Origin of the sequence: Microtetraspora sp. NBRC 16547, from assembly GCF_030268965.1 — a bacterium.
Classification (GTDB): Bacteria; Actinomycetota; Actinomycetes; order Streptosporangiales; family Streptosporangiaceae; genus Microtetraspora.
Window position 1 is genome coordinate 81026 of the sequence record NZ_BSSE01000021.1, and the last position, 17194, is coordinate 98219.

Annotated in this window: 15 protein-coding genes; 6 read left to right on the forward strand and 9 right to left on the reverse strand. The window is 69.7% G+C overall.

Annotated features, from left to right (window positions below):
• Positions 1–14: 14 nt before the first annotated feature.
• Positions 15–1337: an MATE family efflux transporter gene (locus QSK17_RS25495; protein WP_285707791.1), complete on the reverse strand. Its 1323-nt coding sequence runs from the start codon at positions 1335–1337 to the stop codon at positions 15–17.
• Between the two features lie 324 nt (positions 1338–1661).
• Here QSK17_RS25495 and dnaB point away from each other — a divergent pair, with 324 nt between their 5' ends.
• Complete coding sequence (gene dnaB / locus QSK17_RS25500; protein ID WP_502889292.1) at positions 1662–4085, forward strand: replicative DNA helicase; 2424 nt, start codon at positions 1662–1664, stop codon at positions 4083–4085.
• Positions 4086–4104: 19 nt separating this feature from the next.
• Here dnaB and QSK17_RS25505 read toward each other — a convergent pair whose 3' ends face one another.
• The 6 genes from QSK17_RS25505 to QSK17_RS25530 all read right to left on the reverse strand — a co-directional run bounded on the left by QSK17_RS25505 (position 4105) and on the right by QSK17_RS25530 (position 9197).
• Positions 4105–4932 carry a patatin-like phospholipase family protein gene (locus QSK17_RS25505; protein WP_285707792.1) on the reverse strand — a complete coding sequence of 276 codons (828 nt, stop codon included), beginning with the start codon at positions 4930–4932 and terminating at the stop codon, positions 4105–4107.
• Between the two features lie 82 nt (positions 4933–5014).
• Positions 5015–5800, reverse strand: coding sequence for an HNH endonuclease family protein (locus QSK17_RS25510; protein WP_285707793.1), 786 nt, complete (start codon positions 5798–5800; stop codon positions 5015–5017).
• Positions 5801–6045: 245 nt separating this feature from the next.
• Positions 6046–6795, reverse strand: a complete 750-nt coding sequence (locus tag QSK17_RS25515; RefSeq protein WP_285707794.1) for a metallophosphoesterase — start codon at positions 6793–6795, stop codon at positions 6046–6048.
• Between the two features lie 87 nt (positions 6796–6882).
• Positions 6883–7329, reverse strand: coding sequence for an SRPBCC family protein (locus tag QSK17_RS25520; protein ID WP_285707795.1), 447 nt, complete (start codon positions 7327–7329; stop codon positions 6883–6885).
• A 124-nt stretch (positions 7330–7453) separates the two neighbouring features.
• Positions 7454–8203 carry an ABC transporter permease gene (locus tag QSK17_RS25525; RefSeq protein WP_285707797.1) on the reverse strand — a complete coding sequence of 250 codons (750 nt, stop codon included), beginning with the start codon at positions 8201–8203 and terminating at the stop codon, positions 7454–7456.
• A gap of 121 nt (positions 8204–8324) precedes the next feature.
• Complete coding sequence (locus tag QSK17_RS25530; RefSeq protein ID WP_285707798.1) at positions 8325–9197, reverse strand: ABC transporter ATP-binding protein; 873 nt, start codon at positions 9195–9197, stop codon at positions 8325–8327.
• Between the two features lie 155 nt (positions 9198–9352).
• On the opposite strand from QSK17_RS25530, the gene QSK17_RS25535 reads away from it, so the two are divergent.
• Both QSK17_RS25535 and QSK17_RS25540 read left to right on the forward strand, forming a co-directional pair.
• On the forward strand, positions 9353–10846 hold the full coding sequence (locus QSK17_RS25535; protein ID WP_285707799.1) for a sensor histidine kinase: 1494 nt from the start codon (positions 9353–9355) through the stop codon (positions 10844–10846).
• Entirely contained in the window at positions 10837–11493 is a 657-nt protein-coding gene (locus QSK17_RS25540) for a response regulator (RefSeq protein WP_285707801.1), read from the forward strand. Before QSK17_RS25535 ends, QSK17_RS25540 begins: the two co-directional genes overlap by 10 nt.
• Before the next feature lie 25 nt (positions 11494–11518).
• Here the strand turns inward: QSK17_RS25540 and QSK17_RS25545 are convergent, their stop codons facing one another.
• Entirely contained in the window at positions 11519–12964 is a 1446-nt protein-coding gene (locus tag QSK17_RS25545; protein WP_285707804.1) for an alpha/beta hydrolase family protein, read from the reverse strand.
• A 308-nt stretch (positions 12965–13272) separates the two neighbouring features.
• Here QSK17_RS25545 and QSK17_RS25550 point away from each other — a divergent pair, with 308 nt between their 5' ends.
• From QSK17_RS25550 to dnaN, 3 genes are all read left to right on the forward strand, one after another.
• Positions 13273–14616 (forward strand): sensor histidine kinase, encoded by a 1344-nt coding sequence (locus QSK17_RS25550; protein WP_285707806.1) that lies wholly within the window; start codon positions 13273–13275, stop codon positions 14614–14616.
• Positions 14613–15272, forward strand: coding sequence for a response regulator (locus tag QSK17_RS25555; RefSeq protein ID WP_285707807.1), 660 nt, complete (start codon positions 14613–14615; stop codon positions 15270–15272). The genes QSK17_RS25550 and QSK17_RS25555 overlap by 4 nt, the downstream gene beginning before the upstream one ends.
• 82 nt (positions 15273–15354) lie before the next feature.
• Positions 15355–16467 (forward strand): DNA polymerase III subunit beta, encoded by a 1113-nt coding sequence (gene dnaN, locus QSK17_RS25560; protein WP_285707808.1) that lies wholly within the window; start codon positions 15355–15357, stop codon positions 16465–16467.
• Positions 16468–16489: 22 nt separating this feature from the next.
• Here dnaN and QSK17_RS25565 read toward each other — a convergent pair whose 3' ends face one another.
• Positions 16490–17179, reverse strand: coding sequence for a FadR/GntR family transcriptional regulator (locus QSK17_RS25565; protein ID WP_285707809.1), 690 nt, complete (start codon positions 17177–17179; stop codon positions 16490–16492).
• Between the last annotated feature and the right edge of the window lie 15 nt (positions 17180–17194).

Sequence of the window (17194 nt, forward strand, 5' to 3'; positions counted from 1 at the left end):
GCGCCAACCGGCGATCACGCCCCGGTGACCAACCAGGCCGTGCCGTACGCGCGGAGGGACAGAGTGACCATCCGGGCCAGCATCCAGACGCCGAAGGCCGCCCAGAGCGCGACGAGGCTCCCCGCGACCAGGGCGAACGGCAGGTAGGCGAGGGTGGTGAGCAGCCCGGCCCAGGCGAGGTAGCGCTGGTCGCCCGCGCCGATCAGCACGCCGTCGAGCACGAACACGACGCCCGCCATCGGCTGGAACAGCGCTACGAGCCACAGCACCGCCTCCAGCCGGTCCGACACCGCGGCCGGGGTGTCGAACACCCCGGGGAGCAGCGGACGGAGCGCGAGCACGGCGAGCCCGAACGCGACGCCGCACCCGACCCCCCACCCGACCATGCGCCGGGTGGCCGACCGCGTCGCGGCGGTGTCGCCCGCACCCAGCGTCCGTCCGGTGATCGCCTGTCCCGCGATGGCGATGGCGTCCAGCGCGAACGCGAGGAACGTCCAGATCCGGGTCGCGATGGTGTGCGCGGAGATCTGCTCGTCGCCCATCCGGGTCGCCAGCGACGTGGCGGTCAGCAGCACGATCTGCAGGCACGCCGTACGGATGACCAAGGCCAGCCCGGCGGTGCCCGCGGACCTGATGCCGGAGAGGTCGGGCCGGAGCGGGACGCCGTGCCGCCGTGCCCCCTTGACGACCATGAAGAGGTAGACGGCCGCGCCCAGCGCCTGGGCGATGACCGTGCCCCAAGCCGACCCGGCGACCCCCCAGCCGAGCCCAAGGACGAACCAGGCGTTCAGCACGCCGTTGAGCACGAAGGAGGCCACCGAGACCGCGAGGGGCGTCACGGTGTCCTGGAGGCCGCGCAGCACCCCGGTGCCCGCGAGCACGAGAAGCAGCGCGGGCGTGCCGAGCAGGCTGACCCGCAGGTACGTGGTGGCCAACTCGGCGAGCCGCTCGGAGGCGCCGAAGAGATCGACGATCCCGGGGGCGAGCGGCCAGCAGACGACGATGACGGCGACGCCCACCGCCGCCGCCAGCCACAGCCCGTCCACACCCTGCCGCATGGCCCGGAGCGGATCGCCCGCGCCGATCTGACGGGCCACGGCCGCGGTCGTGCCGTACGCGAGGAAGACGCACAGGCCGACGATCGCGGACAGTGCGGCGCTCGCCACGCCGAGGGCGCCGAGCGCCGGGTCGGGCAGCCGCCCGACGATGACGGAGTCAGTGAGCAGGAACAGCGGCTCGGCGACCAGGGCCCCGAACGCGGGCACGGCGAGCCGGAGGATCTCCCTGTTCCCCGTGCGGGCCCCATCCCGCCGCTCGGCGTCCCTTGTCAGTGGCATAGAGGTATTTTGCCAGTTACATCCGGATGCTCGGCGTTGTCAACCGGCTTGGGCGGGTGGCCATGCCCATCCGGTCTCAGGTATCTACCGACTTTCCTTCGTCCACAGCGCCTGGATAACGTTCTCGCTGCTCAGGAGGGGTTTTCGGGCGATGGTCACAGGGTTATCCCCAGGCTCGTCCCCAGGGTGTTCACACCTGAGCGGCGGAAGTGCACACGTTATCCACAGGCACGTCCACAGCTCGCGTTGCCGGTAGGGTGCGGCAGCCGCGAAACTGTCAGACCGGCGGGTTACAACTGGGGTTGCTGTGTTGGGGGGTGTGTGGTGAGCGTGCTTGATTTCCCCGGCGGCCCAGGTGGCCCCGGCGGCTCCGATGCCACGTTCGAGCGGACTCCACCGCACAATATCGAAGCCGAGCAGTCCGTTCTCGGCGGCATGATGCTGTCCAAGGACGCGATCGCCGATGTGGTTGAGATCCTTCGCGCCGACGACTTCTACCGCCCCGCCCATCAGATCATCTACGAGGTCATCACCGACCTCTACGGCCGGGGCGAGCCCGCCGACTCGATCATGATCCTCGACGACCTGCAGAAGCGCGGCGAGTTGGGCCGGGTCGGAGGCGCCCCCTACCTCCACACGCTGACCGCGGTCGTGCCCACGGCGGCCAACGCGGGCTACTACGCCAAGATCGTTCGGGAGCAGGCCATCCTGCGCCGGCTGATCGAGGCCGGCACCCGCATCGTCTCCTACGGGTACGGCGGGCAGAGCGAGGAGGTCGACGACCTGGTCGACCGCGCGCAGGCCGAGATCTACAAGGTCACCGAGCGGCGCACCTCCGAGGACTACCTGCCGCTCTCCGAGATCATGCCGGGCGCGCTGGACGAGATCGAGGCCATCGGCAGCCGCGGCGGGCAGATGGTCGGCGTCCCCACCGGTTTCCAGGATCTCGACGCCCTCACCAACGGCCTGCACCCCGGCCAGATGATCGTCGTGGCCGCCCGACCCGCCATCGGCAAGGCGCTCGCGCTCGATACCCCACTGCCCACTCCTGATGGTTGGACAACCATGGGTGAGGTGAAGGTCGGCGACTACCTGATCGGGGCCGACGGTAAGCCCACTCGCGTGGTGGCTGCTACCGGCATCATGCACGGCCGCCCGTGCTACGAGGTGGAGTTCAGCGATGGCACGGTGATCACGGCCGACGCCCAGCACCAATGGCTCACCGACACACGTGCGTCCCGCAAATCGGCTCAGGCGGCTGCGTCCGGCTACAACAGGTACCGGAACCAGAAGACATTCGCTGAGGTGCGCACAACGGAAGAGATCGCCGCAACGCTGTGGTGCAACACCGCGGACAAGCGGCTCAATCACACCGTCGTCAATGCCCGGCCGCTGGACCTGCCCGACCGTGACCTGCTGATCCCTCCGTACACACTGGGTGTCTGGCTCGGAGACGGCCACTCTGACAGTGCCCGGTTCACCACCGGCGACCCGGAGATCGCCGAGCATGTGGCCGCCGAAGGTCGCCCCGACTGCGGCGGCCCGTCCAGTGGGCTTCGCCAGTGCCGGGAGTGCCGCAACGACCACGGCACTATGAACGCCCGACTGAGGAAGCTGGGCGTGCTGGGCAACAAGCACATCCCGGGCGAATATCTGCGCGCTTCTGAGGCGCAGCGCAGAGCGCTCCTGGCCGGGCTGCTGGACACCGACGGCTACATCAACGCCGCCGGGACAGCCCAGTTCGCCGTCACGAACCGCCGCCTGGCAGAGGATACCTGGGAACTGATCCTGAGCCTGGGATACAAAGCAACCTGGACATCCAAGGAGGTGTCAGGGCGCACCGAAGCCAGCTCAACCAGCTATGCGATCACATTCACCCCCTCCGACAAGGTCTTCCGGCTGAGCCGGAAGAACGCCCGCGTGAACACCGACACCCACCCCAAGGCGACGTACCGCAACATCACCGACGTCCGCCCGGTGACGTCGGTGCCGGTGCGTTGCGTCGAGGTGGACAACGCCGATCACATGTACCTGGCGGGGCAGACATGGATACCCACCCACAACTCCACCCTTGGATTGGATTTCGCCAGATCTGCCGCTATTAAGCACGGTATGACGACTGTCGTCTTCTCGCTGGAAATGTCGCGTAATGAGATCACGATGCGACTGCTGTCGGCGGAGGCGCGGGTCGCGCTGCACACCATGCGCTCCGGGCTGATGAGCGACGACGACTGGACCCGGATGGCCCGCCGCATGGGTGAGGTCGCCGAGGCGCCGCTGTTCATCGACGACTCCCCGAACATGTCGATGATGGAGATCCGGGCCAAGTGTCGCCGTCTCAAGCAGCGCAACGATCTGCGGTTCGTCATCGTCGACTACCTCCAGCTCATGAGCTCACCCAAGCGGACCGAGAGCCGCCAGCAGGAGGTCTCCGAACTGTCCCGGTCGCTCAAGCTCCTCGCGAAGGAGCTGGAGGTGCCCGTCATCGCGATCTCGCAGCTCAACCGTGGTCCCGAGCAGCGCACCGACAAGCGCCCCCAGGTGTCCGATTTGAGGGAATCTGGGTCGATTGAGCAGGATGCCGACATGGTGATCCTCTTGCATAGAGAGGACGCCTACGAGCGGGAGTCGCCGCGGGCGGGCGAGGCCGACCTGATCGTGGCCAAGCACCGTAACGGCCCCACCGCCACCGTCACGGTGGCCTTCCAGGGCCACTACAGCCGCTTCGTGGACATGGCCACGCACTGACGACTCCCGGAGAGGACGGCTACCGCCAGAGGGCGGCGACGGTCGCGGCGGCCGCCCGTCCCTGGGCGTACCCCGCCTCAGCGGACGGCGTCCGCACCTCCGGGTCGAGCGGGTCGGGGCCGATGGCCGCGCGGGAGGCGTCGTCGGGGTGGAGGACCTCGACGGTCGTGCCGAGCGTCGCGACCTGCCCGGCCAGCTCCGGATCCTCAAGCGGCGAAAGCACGAGCACCCGGTCGTGACCGGCCGCGAGGTCGGCGTTGTTCGACGAGCGCATGCCGCCGTCCATGTAGCGGGTGTCGCCGATGGTCACCGCAGGCCAGACGCACGGCACGGCGCAGCTCGCCGCCACCGCGTCCACCAGGTTCACGCCCGACTGCGGCGTGAACAGGATCGGCTCGCCCGTGTACGCGTCGACGGCGACGATGACCAGGTCGCGGTCGGGCCATTCGTGGACGGGCAGCCGTGCCGCGATCACCTCGCGTCGCCGTTCCTCCGTCACGGTGGACGCGGCGAGCGCGAGCGCCCCGGCCTTCCTGCGCGCCTCGGCAGGGTCGGAGGTCTGGGTGTAGATCTCGACCCATTGCTCCATCAGCTCAGTGATCGCCACACCGCTGGTGATCTCCGGAGCCTGCGCCGCCGGGTCGATCTGCCGCCTGAGTAGCTCGTCGAGTGTCAGGCCGCTGGTGATCTGGGCGGCGACGGTGGAGCCGGCCGAGGTGCCCACGATCCGGTCCGCGCCAGTGACGTCGACTCCGGCGTCGGCGAGCCCGGCCAGAACGCCGGTCTCCCAGGCGATCCCGGCGACGCCCCCTCCGCCGAGCACCAGCGCGCGGGTCGTCGTGTCCATGGGCATCCCCTTACACATATGCCGATATTTCACTAGATGATCTAGATCATCTAGATCGTAGTGAAGCGGAAAGAAGGTGAGCTCACCGGCACTGGGCGAGCATCGCGGCCTTGTCCGCCCTGGTCACGGGGAGGTCGTACTTCAGCGCCACCTGGGCGAACCGGACGACGTAGGCGCAGCGGATCTTCCGGGACGGCGGCAGCCACGAGGCGGGGCCCGATCCGCCCTTGGCCTCGTTGGCCGGGCCGTACACGGGGAGCAGGTTGAGCGGGTCGTTGGCGATGCGCAGCCGTTTCGCCATCGGCCAGTGGGCGGCGCCCATCCGCCACGAGTACGACATCGGCACCACGTGATCGACCTGGACGAGGTCGGCGCGCTGCTTCCGCCACCGGATGGTCCGGCCGGTGTACGGGTCCTTGAGCGTCATCCTGATCACGACGCAGTCGGAGCCCTTGCGGTATCTGACGTTCCGGCCGTCCCGTGCGAGCAGGTCGTTCCGGGTGTTGCAGCCGTTCCCCGCGTACGGCACGCCGTCCGCGGTGTCCGCCCAGTTCTCTCCGAAGCGGGTCCGCGCGTACCCGGTCTTGGGGCCGCTTCCCTTGACCCGCAGCTTCCGGATCAGCGCGACCGCGGCGGCCCGGTCCTTGGCGGAGGTGATCGGGGCGAGCCCCGGCTTGGTGCCCCGCGTGTTGTGCAGCGGCACGGCGCGCGCCCGGGCGTCGGCGGCCTTCCCGGCGGTCGTGCCGGCCGAGCGGTGGGTGGTGTTGGTGGCGACGGAGGCGAGCACAATGCCCGCCACCACGACAACGACGATCTCGCGCGCGCCCAGAACGGCCTCCCCGATGAGACTCGGTAAAAGAATCCCCAAGAATCGAGAGGCTGACACTCCTGGACGCGCTGCCCGCGCTGTTCTCCGTCCGCTATTCCCAGATCGTCCGCGCCCGCCACGCCGTCTGATCGGAGCCCGTCCCGTGACCGTCAGCCGTACGAGGTGACCGGCGAGCCGGCGGCCGACCTGACCGGGGCCGACTCGGTACGGCTGCCGCGGACCGTCCCCGCTGGATCCCACGGTTCACGGATCGAGGGACGAGACGTGATGCCGTTTCATTCGATTCATCCGACCGGGCGGTAGTGCGTCGTGATCCTCCCCTCGTCGTAGACGTGGAGGGCGACGGCCGGAGGGAGCTCGCGGTCGATCGGCGGATGCGCCCCCGTCTCGAACGGCAGCAGCGCGGTGTTGACCACACCCGGTGCCGCCAGCAGGGGCAGGCCCGCGAAGGTGGTCGCCGCACCCGTGTGGGCGTGTCCGGCCAGGACGGCCACCACCTGCGGATGCCGGGCGAGCACCGCCGCCAGGCGTTCGGGCTCGCCCAGCCTGATCTCGTCGACGTACGGGATGCCCAGTGGGACGGCCGGGTGGTGCATCCCGACGAAGGCGGGCACCTCCGGGGTGGCGGCGAGGACGCCGTCGAGCCAGTCCAGGGTCTCGTCGCTCAGGATCCCGTCCGGCCGCCCCGGGATGCTGGAGTCGCACAGCGCGATCGTCGCGCCCGGCAGGCGGAGGACCTGGTTGACCGGGGCGGCGCCGTTCGTACTCTCCTCGCCTGGGTCGGAGAGCAGGACCTTGCGGAGGTTCTCCCGGATGTCGTGGTTTCCGGGACAGAGCACCAGCGGCACGTCGGTCTCGATGAGCCCGCGGGCGATCTCGTACTCCTCGACGGCTCCGTGGTCGGCGATGTCCCCGGTGAGGAGGATCGCGTCGACGGGCAGCCTCCCGACGTGATCGAGAACGCGGGTCGCGCGTGCGGTGTTCCGCTCGCTCCCGTCGATGTGGATGTCGCTCACGTGAGCAAGCACGAGCATGGTGTCCGTCCTCCGCGTCGGGGGTCGTCGGGGTCTCAGGCTCTCACGCGGCGTGTCCTCCAGCCGGCCCGTACAGGTCGCTTCCGATCAGCCGACCGGTGCGGTGAGGCGTTCGGCGAGGATGCGGGCCCGGGCGAGCTGGACCTTGCGTGCCTCGCCCGCCGCGTACCCCACGAGGAACCAGGGGGCGGTGAGCTCCAGCAGGTCGTCCACTCGGGTGCCCGGCCCGTCGGGCGCCAGATCGAACCGGTAGGCCATGTGGACGTTGCCCGGGCTCTTCACCTCACCGCGTACGGAGAGTCCCTCGGTGAGGAGGGTGACCTTGATCGGGTTGTCGTACGTGAAGACGCCGAGGAATTTGAACCGTTCGATCGAGGTGTAGCGGATGACGCCTGGCTCGGAACGATCCACATCCTCGACCGCCACGACGAGCGGTGACAGCCCGATGTAGCTCTCGGGCGTCGTGAGGTGCTCGAACACCGCCTCGGGGGTGGCGTCGACGTGGAATGTGTTGGTCAGTACCCTCTGCGGCACGACGTCCTCCGGACATGGAACGTGATCTATGCCGGGAATTGTGACAAAGACCGTGCTCTATGAGAAATCCGGATCATGGAGTTTCGAGCCGCCCCTCGGCGTCCGTCACCGCTGACCGTGGTGGTCACTCCCAGCGGAACATGCGGGCGGCGGCGATCCCAGCGATCAGCGCCCAGCCGGCGAGGACCGCGAGGTGCGGCAGCCCGGGCGCGTGCCCCGCCATCGTGTCGCGCAGTACCTGGCCGAACGCCCCCGTCGGCGTGAAATCGCTGACCACCCGCAGTGCGGACGGCATGAGATCGCGGGGAAGCCACATGCCCCCGAGGAACAGCAGCGGGAACATCACCACGGCTCCGGCACCCTGGACGACCCGGGTGTTCGGCGCCACCGCGGCGAGCCACAGCCCGATGGAGAACATGGCGACCGCGCCGAGCACGAGCACCCCGGCGAACGCGGCGAGCTGCCGAGGGACCGGGACGCCGAGCACGAGATGTCCCAGTGTCAGCGTCAGGGCCGTGCTCAGCACGGCGACGACCGCGCTGATCGCGATCTGCGCGACGAGCAGCGCGGTGGGCCTGATCGGTGTGGTGGACATCCGCCGCAGCACGCCCTTCTCCCGGTACGCGACCAGCGTCGAGGGAAGCGAGCTCAGCGCGAGCGTCACGATGGAGAGCAGGACCATCATCCCGGGGAGCTGGGTGTCGATGACCCGCTCGCCCCCCAACGACGGGTCGGCGTCGCGGAAGCCGGGGATGGAAGCGCCGAGTACCAGCAGCAGCGCGGCGGGCAGGACGACGACGAAGAACACCGCGGCCGGCTCGCGGAGGAACAGCTTCGTCTCGGTGAGGATCAGTTTCTTCTGGATCGGCATCATCGGGTCTCTCCAGTGGTCACGATAAGGAGGAGTCGAGGTAAGGCGTGCGGAGGTAACGCGCGCAAAGGTAACGCGCGCAGAGGGAAGGCAGGGCGGGAGGAGACGGCGCGAACCCGGCGCCTCACTCCGCTGCGTGTCCGGTGAGGGCGAGGAAGGCGTCGTCGAAGGTGGTCCGCTCGGTACGCAGGCCGGCGAGCTGACCCGAGGGGAGCGCGCCCACCACGGCGGCGACCAGATCGCCGGTTCCGGTGACGACGACTTCGTCACCGTCCCTGGAGACGCTGGTGACCTCGGGCAGTGCCCTCAGAGCGTCGACCGGCGCGGTCGATCTGAAGACGATCCGCTGCCGGCCGCCGGCTCGCGCGATCAGCCCCTCGGGGCTGTCCATCGCGAGGACGCGTCCGGAGGAGATCACCGCGACCCGGTCGCACAGCCGCTCGACCTCTTCCATGAAATGCGTGACCAGTAGCACGGTCACGCCCATCTCGCGGATGCGGGAGATCAGCTTCCAGATGTCCCTGCGGGCCTGCGGGTCGAGGCCGGTGGTGAGCTCGTCGAGTATCGCGACCCGCGGGTTCCCGACCAGGGCGAGTGCGATGGACAGCCGCTGGCGCTGGCCACCCGACAGCGCGGAGAAGGCCGTGCCCGGGTCGAGGCCGACCTCGCCGAGCAGCGAGCGCCAGTCCGCGGGGCGCGAGTAGAACGAAGCGTAGAGATCAAGCGCCTCCCCGACCCTCAGCTTGTCCGGCAGGGAGCAGTCCTGGAGCTGGACGCCGATCTGTTCCTTCACGTCGGTCAGGCCGGCGCCGAACTCCACGACGCCGGACGACGGCGTGCGCAACCCGGCGACGCACTCGACCGTGGTCGTCTTTCCGGCGCCGTTGCGGCCGACGATTCCGAAGATCTCGCCTTCCTCGACCGCGAACGACACGTCGTCGACCGCGACCTTCTCGCCGTACGTCTTGCGGAGGTTGTGGACGGAGATGATTGCCATGGGAAAGACGCTAGGAATTCCGCGATCTCCGGAGAATGCGGCCACATGCCCGACCGGGATGGACTTTCCCTCCGGGGAGGGTGTACCTACCCCCACCCCGACAAGGCGTCCCGGGCCACTTCCGGCACCCGGTGCCTCCGTACACACTGAAGTGCATGAACCGACGCACTTTGACGGCGCTGGGCCGCGCGGGCGGGCTCCTGGGGGTGGCGGCCTTCGGGCAGCTCGTCGGTCTCGTGATGCTGGTGGCCACCGCGCTCAGCTATCTGCTCGGCCTGGTGTTCCTGCTCCCCCCGGCGGTACGGCTGGTACGCGCGACGACGCGGTTGCAGCGTCGGCTCGCCGCCGAGTGGTCGGGCGTGACGATCGACGAGCCGTACCGCCCGGCGCCGCCACCCCCGCAGCCGCAGCGGGACGGTTGGTACCGCGAGGGTCGCAACCTGTACAAGACCCCGCGCATCCCGGCGTTCAACCGGCGACTGACCTGGCTGACGAACGATCCCGCGACCTGGCGTGATTTCGCCTACCTCCTGGTGAATCCATGGACCGGCGGCCTGATCGTGGGCATTCCCGTGATGCTGGCCGTGACCGGGATCCCCGCGCTGCTGGACGGCAACCTGCTCGGCCTGCTTACCCTCGTCATCGCGCTGACCTCGGCCCCTGCGGTGGCGCCCTGGAGCGTGCGCGTCCACGGGCAGATCGCGCACGCTCTGCTCGCGCCGACCGAGAAAGCGAGGCTCGCCCAGCGGGTCAGCCACCTGGCCAGGACGCGGATCGACGCGGTCGACTCGCAGGCGGCCGAGCTGCGCCGGATCGAACGTGACCTGCACGACGGCGCGCAGGCGCGGCTGGTCGCGATCGGCATGACGATCGGCGCCGCCGAACAGCTCGTCGACTCCGATCCGGCCGCGGCCAAGGCGATGCTCGCCAAGGCGAGTGAGGCGTCGGCCACCGCGTTGCGGGAGCTTCGCCAGGTCGTGCGAGGCATCCATCCTCCGGTCCTCGCCGAGCGCGGGCTGGGCGACGCCGTACGAGCGCTTCTCCTGGATACCCCGCTCACGTCGCACGTGACCGTCGATCTGCCCACCCGTCCGGACGCTCCGGTGGAGTCCGCCGCGTACTTCGCGGTCAGCGAGCTGATCACCAACGCCGTACGGCACGGCGGCGCGAGCGAGGTGTGGATCGACATCAGCCACCAGGGAACGGCCCTGCGGATCACCGTGACGGACGACGGCCGGGGCGGGGCGGACCCCGAGCGGGGAACCGGGCTGCGGGGGATCGAGCGCAGGCTCGCGGCGTTCGACGGCGTACTGGCCGTCAGCAGCCCGGTCGGTGGCCCGACCACGGCGGTCCTCGAGCTGACCCGCGCGCTGGAGGAGACGATCCCGCCGCTCCCGAGGTGGAAGGGTGCGACCATCGGGTTGTGCTTCGGGCTGTGCTGGATCCCGCTGATCCCGCAGGGGATCGTCACGATGGTCATGAAGCTGGCCGGAGCCCCGAACAGGTCCTGGTTCCTCGCGCTCTACCTGCCCGAACCGTTCCAGTGGCCGGTGATCATCGGGATGATCTGCCTGGGTGGCGCCATGCTGGCGACGGCCGTGACTCTGACGAACCAGGTGAAGCATGCCAAGGTGGACGCGTGCGCGTAGTCATCGCCGAAGACCTCCATCTCCTCAGGGAAGGGCTGGTCGCCCTGCTCCGGGCCCACGAGTTCGACGTGGTCGCCGCCGTCGAGTCCGGCCCGGAGCTGTTGGCCGCCATGCTGCGAGAGCGCCCCGACGTGGCCGTCGTCGACGTGCGCCTCCCGCCGACTTTCACCGACGAGGGGTTGCAGGCCGCGTTGGCCGCGCGCCGTGAGATCCCCGGCCTGCCGGTGCTCGTCCTCTCCCAGCACGTCGAGCAGCTGTACGCCAGGGAACTGCTGGCCGACGGCACCGGCGGCGTCGGCTACCTCCTCAAGGACCGGGTCTTCAACGCCGGCCAGTTCATCGACGCGGTGCGCCGGGTGGCCGACGGGGGTACGGCCATGGACCCGGAGGTGATCGCCAAGCTGCTGGCCAGCAATGCGCGGAACGAGCCGGTCGGCCGCCTCACCCCGCGCGAGCGCGAGGTCCTGGAGCTGATGGCCGAAGGGCGGTCCAACGCCGCCATCGGGCAGCGGCTCTTCCTCAGCGACAGCGCGGTGGGCAAGCACACCGCGAACATCTTCGCCAAGCTGGGGCTGGCCCCCTCCGACGACGACAACCGCCGCGTGCTCGCCGTACTCGCCTTCCTGAACGGCAGACAGGCCCCCTGAAGGGCCTGTCTGGTCGAAGGTCGGATCAGGGAAGCAGCAGACCCCAGTAGAGCGCCCACGGCACGAAGAGCAGGCCGCCGGCGATCAGCACCCTGTCCCGAAGCATGGCCGTACGCCACCGGGTCGCCGTGACCGCCGTCGAGATGAGGGTGGTGAAGGCGAGTAGTTGCACGACCAGCCACAGGATCGGCCGACCGGCGATCAGCGTGCCGAGGTCGATCCCGTGGCCGTTGGCCGCGCTCACCATCGAGACGGTCGCGTACAGGAAGAGCGACACACCGATGAGGCCCGACGCGGCGAGCACTCGGGACGGCCAGGGCCGGTCGACGCCCCCGCCGCGGCGGCGGATGAGCGCGGCCACCGGATACGTCGCGAACGCGCCGAGCAGCAGCACCACGACGAGGAGCTGGGCCTGCCAGCCCTCCCACCACGCCGACTCGGGCAGCGGAACGCTCCTGGTCGGCTGCGCGGGCAGCGGATCGGCGCTCGACGCCGGAACATTCCCACTGGTGACGTCGCGGACCCAGGACCCGACGGTCTCGGCGTAGCCGGGCACCAGTTCGTCGGCCTTCTCGCGTCCCTCGGCCCACAGCGCGTGCGGGGCGCCGGGGAAGAACTTGATCGTCACACTTCCTGGAAGCGTCGCGCGGAAGATCTCCGCGCTCTCCGCCGGGGGGACCTGGTTGTCCTCGGCACCCCACAGCGCGAGCACCGGCTGGTGGATCTTCTTCAGCGTCGGTACGGGATCGTGGTGGGCCTCGGGAAACAGCCCGGCGTCGGCGCCGAAGCGGTAGAAGTTCTCGTTGAGCAGGTGCCGGACCGAGCCCTGGATGCCGGCCCGGTCCACCTTGTTGGCCATGTTCCACGCCTGGGCGCGCAGCGGTTCCAGGCCGGGTCCACCAACCGTGATCATGAACTTGATGTCCGAGGTCCGGGTGACGGCGATCGGCGCCACCCAGCCGCCTTCGCTGAGGCCCCAGATGCCGGCCTTCGCCGGGTCCACCTCCGGACGGTCCCGCAGTATGGCGAAGGCCTTCAGCGCGTCGTCGGCGAGCTGGGAGTAGTCCCGTTTCGTCTTGGAATAGCCGACACTGCGTTTGTCGGGCGCCAGCACCACCATGCCCTGTTTGGCGAACTCCTCGGCCTCCTTCTGGAGCTCGCTCCACCTGTTGCCTCCGCCCGACCCGTGGACGAGCAATAGACCGGGCAGCTTGCCGGTGGCGTTCGCGGGTTCGAAGATCCGCCCGCCGAGCGTCTGCCCGTCGCTGGTACGGAAGCTCACGTCAGCGGTCTTGAGCCCGGCCGCCCCTGCCGCCCTGGTGGTATCGGAGTCCAGGACGGCGGTCTCTGTGAGGGCCGACTTCGAGGCTTTCGCGGCGGCGGCCTGCGCGGCGGTGGCGGGGACCATCACGGTGGGTGCCACGGCGGCGAGGGTGAGGGCAAGGGACGTGGCGCCAAGGGCGATCTTCACGGAGGTTCTCCAAGGGGGTTGCGAAACGTCGGGAAACGCCATGTGAGCGACGTTGAGCGACGTGTATGACCTGCGGGACGTCAGTGACGTGGGTGACATGGGTGACGTGGAAAGGTCGTATCTCGTGTCGTCCGCCGCGTCATGGACGCGATGTCCTCATGGTTTCCCGGAAAGGCACACCGTGAGATCGCCGGTGAGAGCGGTCTTCCTGCTCCGTCGCACGAGGGATTCCTCCCCCAAGAGGAGATCCCTCGCGCGAGGGAGGGACGTGCATCGCCCACCCGCGATACTTGGGCGCTATGTCCCTGATGGCGCGACTTCGAGCGCTTCCTCCACTCGCGGTCGACGCCGGGTTGACGGCCGTCGTGCTCGCCGCCCAGACGGTGCCCTTCTTCTACTCGAGACGGATGGCCGGCCCCGAACCGTGGACGGTCATGGAGTACCTCCCGGTCATCGGCGCTTCCCTGCCACTGATCGTGCGCCGTAGGTACCCCTTGGCCGTGCTCATCTCGATCATCCTGGCGTCCAATGCGTACTCGCTGCACGATCCGGACATTCCCCCGCAACCCCTCTGGTACGGCGAGCTCGTCGCCACGTACACCGTCGCTCAACTCTCGCCGCGATGGCAGCGCCTGGGGATCATCCTGATCATGGTGCCGGGAACGATCCTCTTCGGTGGTAACTCGGTCCCCACCCTGGTCCGCGGCCATCTGACGTGGGCCGCCGCCTACGCCCTCGGCCGGGCGGCCGCCGTATACCAGGCGTACGCGAAGGTCCTGGAGGAGCGGGCCGCCCAACTGGAACGCGAGCGAGAGCTGGAGGCGGAGCGCGCCGCCGAGCGCGAGCGGGCCAGGATCGCCCGGGACATGCACGACATCCTCGCCCACGCGGTCAGCATCATGGTCGTGCAGGCCGAGGCCGGGCCGCTCGCCGTACGGACCAATCCCGACCGGGCGGAGGCCGCGTTCGACGCGATCGGCGCGGCGGGCCGGGAGGCGATGGCGCAGCTCCGCCGGATGCTCGGCCTGCTGAAGGAGACCGAAGGGCCCCGGGACCCCCAACCCACGATCGACCGGATTCCCGAGCTGCTCGGCCGGGTCGGCGAGACGGGTCCACGGGTATCGCTGACGACCACGGGACAGCCGCTCGTCCTCTCGTCGGATGTGGAGATCGCCGCCTACCGGATCGTCCAGGAATCCCTCACGAACATGGTCAAGCACGCCGCCGCCACGGAGGCGGAGGTCAGGCTCGACTGGGCGGATGACGCCCTGCTCATCACCGTCACCGACGACGGCCGGGGCCCCGCCCCGAGCGTCCGACGGGGCTCCGAGGCCTCGCGTGGCGCGGATACCGAGCGGGACTCGGGTGGCCGGCGGGGCCCCGATGCTCGGGAACCCGACGTGAGGCGGGGCGTCGATCCGTGCGGGCCGGGTTTCTCCGGCGGGAACGGGCTGATCGGGATCCGCGAGCGGGCCGCCGCCTGCGGGGGCAGCGCCACCTTCGGCGTACCGCCCGGCCGTACCCACGGCTTCCAGGTGTCCGTACGGCTCCCGCTCGCCGACGCGGAAACGGAGGGGAAACAGAGGGGGGAGCGTCGCGACAGCTCCCATATCGCCGGTCCTGTACGAGTTTCTGGCAAGGTGACCACGTGACCCTCAATCTTGTGGTGGCCGACGACCAGGAGTTGGTCCGCAGCGGCTTCGCCATGATCCTCGACGCCCAGCCGGACATGACCGTGGTCGCGGAGGCGAGTGACGGTGCCGAGGCGATCGAGGCGGTCCGCCGGCACCGGCCCGACGTGCTGCTGCTCGACATCCGCATGCCCCGCATGGACGGCATCGAGGCCGCCCGCGTGGTGTGCGGAGAGACCGGCACGAAGGTCCTCATGCTGACCACCTTCGACCAGGACGACTACGTGTACGACGCCCTACACGCCGGGGCGAGCGGCTTCCTCCTCAAGGACGTCCGCAGGGACGACCTCGTCCACGCCGTACGCGTCGTGGCGGCGGGTGACTCCCTCCTGGCCCCGGCGGTGACGCGCAGGCTGATCGACGACATGGTGCGCAACCGGCCGCGTCCCACCGTCTCACCGGTGGGGCTGGACGTCCTCACCGAGCGCGAGCGGGAGACCCTGCTCCTCCTCGGGCGCGGCCTGTCCAACGCCGAGATCGCCGCCGCGATGGTGGTCAGCGAGCACACGGTCAAGACGCACGTCAGCAACGTGCTCATGAAACTGGGCCTGCGCGACCGGGTCCAGGCAGTCGTCGCCGCGTACGAATCGGGCCTGCTCCAGCCGGGGAACCACTAGCCGGCAACCGTCGGCGCGGGGTGTTCTGTCGGTCTCGCCCGGTACCTTTGCCTGGCAGGTACGGCGTGGCACAGGAGGCCCCGTGAAGTTTCAGGTGAACCGTGACGTTCTCGCCGACGCGGTGGCGTGGGCGGCCCGCGTCCTGCCCGGACGGCCGGCCGTTCCGGTGCTCTCCGGTCTCCTGCTGGAGGCGGGTGACGATCTGCGGATCTCCGCCTTCGACTACGAGGTCTCCGCCCAGGCGGTGATCGAGGCCGATGTGGCCGAGCCCGGCCGTACGCTGATCCCGGGCAAGGTGCTCGCGGAGATCACCAGGAGCCTCCCCAACGAGCCCGTGCAGATCGCGCTGGACGGCGCCGAGGCCCTGCTGACCTGCGGCAGCGTCGAGTTCGGTCTGATCACCATGCCGGCCGAGGACTTCCCGTCCCTGCCCGAGATGCCGCCCAAGGTCGGCGCGGTCGGCGGCGGGGTGTTCGCCACCGCGATTGGCCAGGTCGCCGCCGCCTCGAGCCGGGACGAAACGCTCCCCATGCTCACCGGCATCCGCATCGACATCGACGGCGTCTCGGTGTCGATGGCGGCCACCGACCGCTACCGGATCGCCGGGCGCGACTTCCTGTGGCATCCCGCCCGCGAGGGCGAGCGGCACGCCGCGGTCGTGCCCGCCAGGGTGCTGGTCGACGTGGCCCGCTCGCTGCGCGGCGGTGAGGTGTCCATCGGTCTTGGAGACAGCGTCGCGGGGTTCGAGAGTCAGGGGCGCACGACCACGGTCCGCCTGCTCGACGAGCAGTTCATCGACTACCGCTCCCGGCTCTCCACCGAGTGGACCATGCACGCCGAGGTGCGGGTCGCGCCCTTCATCGAGGCGATCAAGCGGGTGGCTCTGGTGGCCGAGCGGAACACCGCGATCCGGCTCTCGTTCTCCGCCGGTGACGGAGGTTCCGCGGACGGCAGGTGCTTCATCCGGGCGGGCGGCGGTGACATCGGCCGCGGCGCGGAGGTCGTCGACGCGCACTTCACGGGGGACGACATCCAGATCGCGTTCCAGCCGCACTTCCTGCTGGACGGCCTGGCCGGGGTGGAGACGGAGCACGCCCGCATCAGCATGGACTCGCCCACCCGGCCCGCGCTCATCTCCAACGAGGGCGACGACCCCGACTTCCGCTACCTCGTGATGTCGCTGCGGCAGGGCTGAGCGGCCCGGCCGCGGGCGCGGGTCAGCCCGCGAGGTCCTGCGAGTCGGTGAGGGCGATCAGGATGTGCTCGATGCAGGCGTGACCCGCCCGCTCGGCCGCCGCGGCGTCGCCGGCCGCGATCGCGCGGACGATGGCGTCGTGGGGGATGTAGTTTTGCTTCAGCGAGCCGCCCGCCGCCGCGATGCTGGCGCGGAGCGCGGCCGCGAAGTCGCCGTAAAGGTCCATCAGCACCTGGTTGTGCGTCGCCTCGACAACCGTGATGTGGAAGGCCAGGTCGGCCTCCACGAACGCGTCGACGTGCCCGCCGGCCCAGGCCTCCTCACGCTTGACGAGGGCCTTCTCGATCGCCTCGATGTCCGCTGCCGTGCGCCGGGTCGCCGCGAGCCGGGCGGCCTCCACCTCGAACGCCCGCCGTACTTCCAGGATCTCCAGCTGCTCGGCGGCGCGCAGCCGCCGAGCCATGGCACCGGACAATTCGCTCGTCGCCCGGACGTAGGTGCCGTCGCCCTGGCGGCACTCCAGCAGCCCGGCATGGGTGAGGGCTCTGACCGCCTCGCGCACCGTGTTCCGGCCGACGCCGAGGTGTTCCGCCAGCACGGTCTCGGTGGGGATCTTGGCGTTCATCTGCCAGGCCCCAGAGGTGATCTGCTCCTTGAGCTGATCGATCACCTGGTCGACCAGTGATGCCCGTTGCGCGGTACGCAGGCTCACATCCGCCTCCTCAGG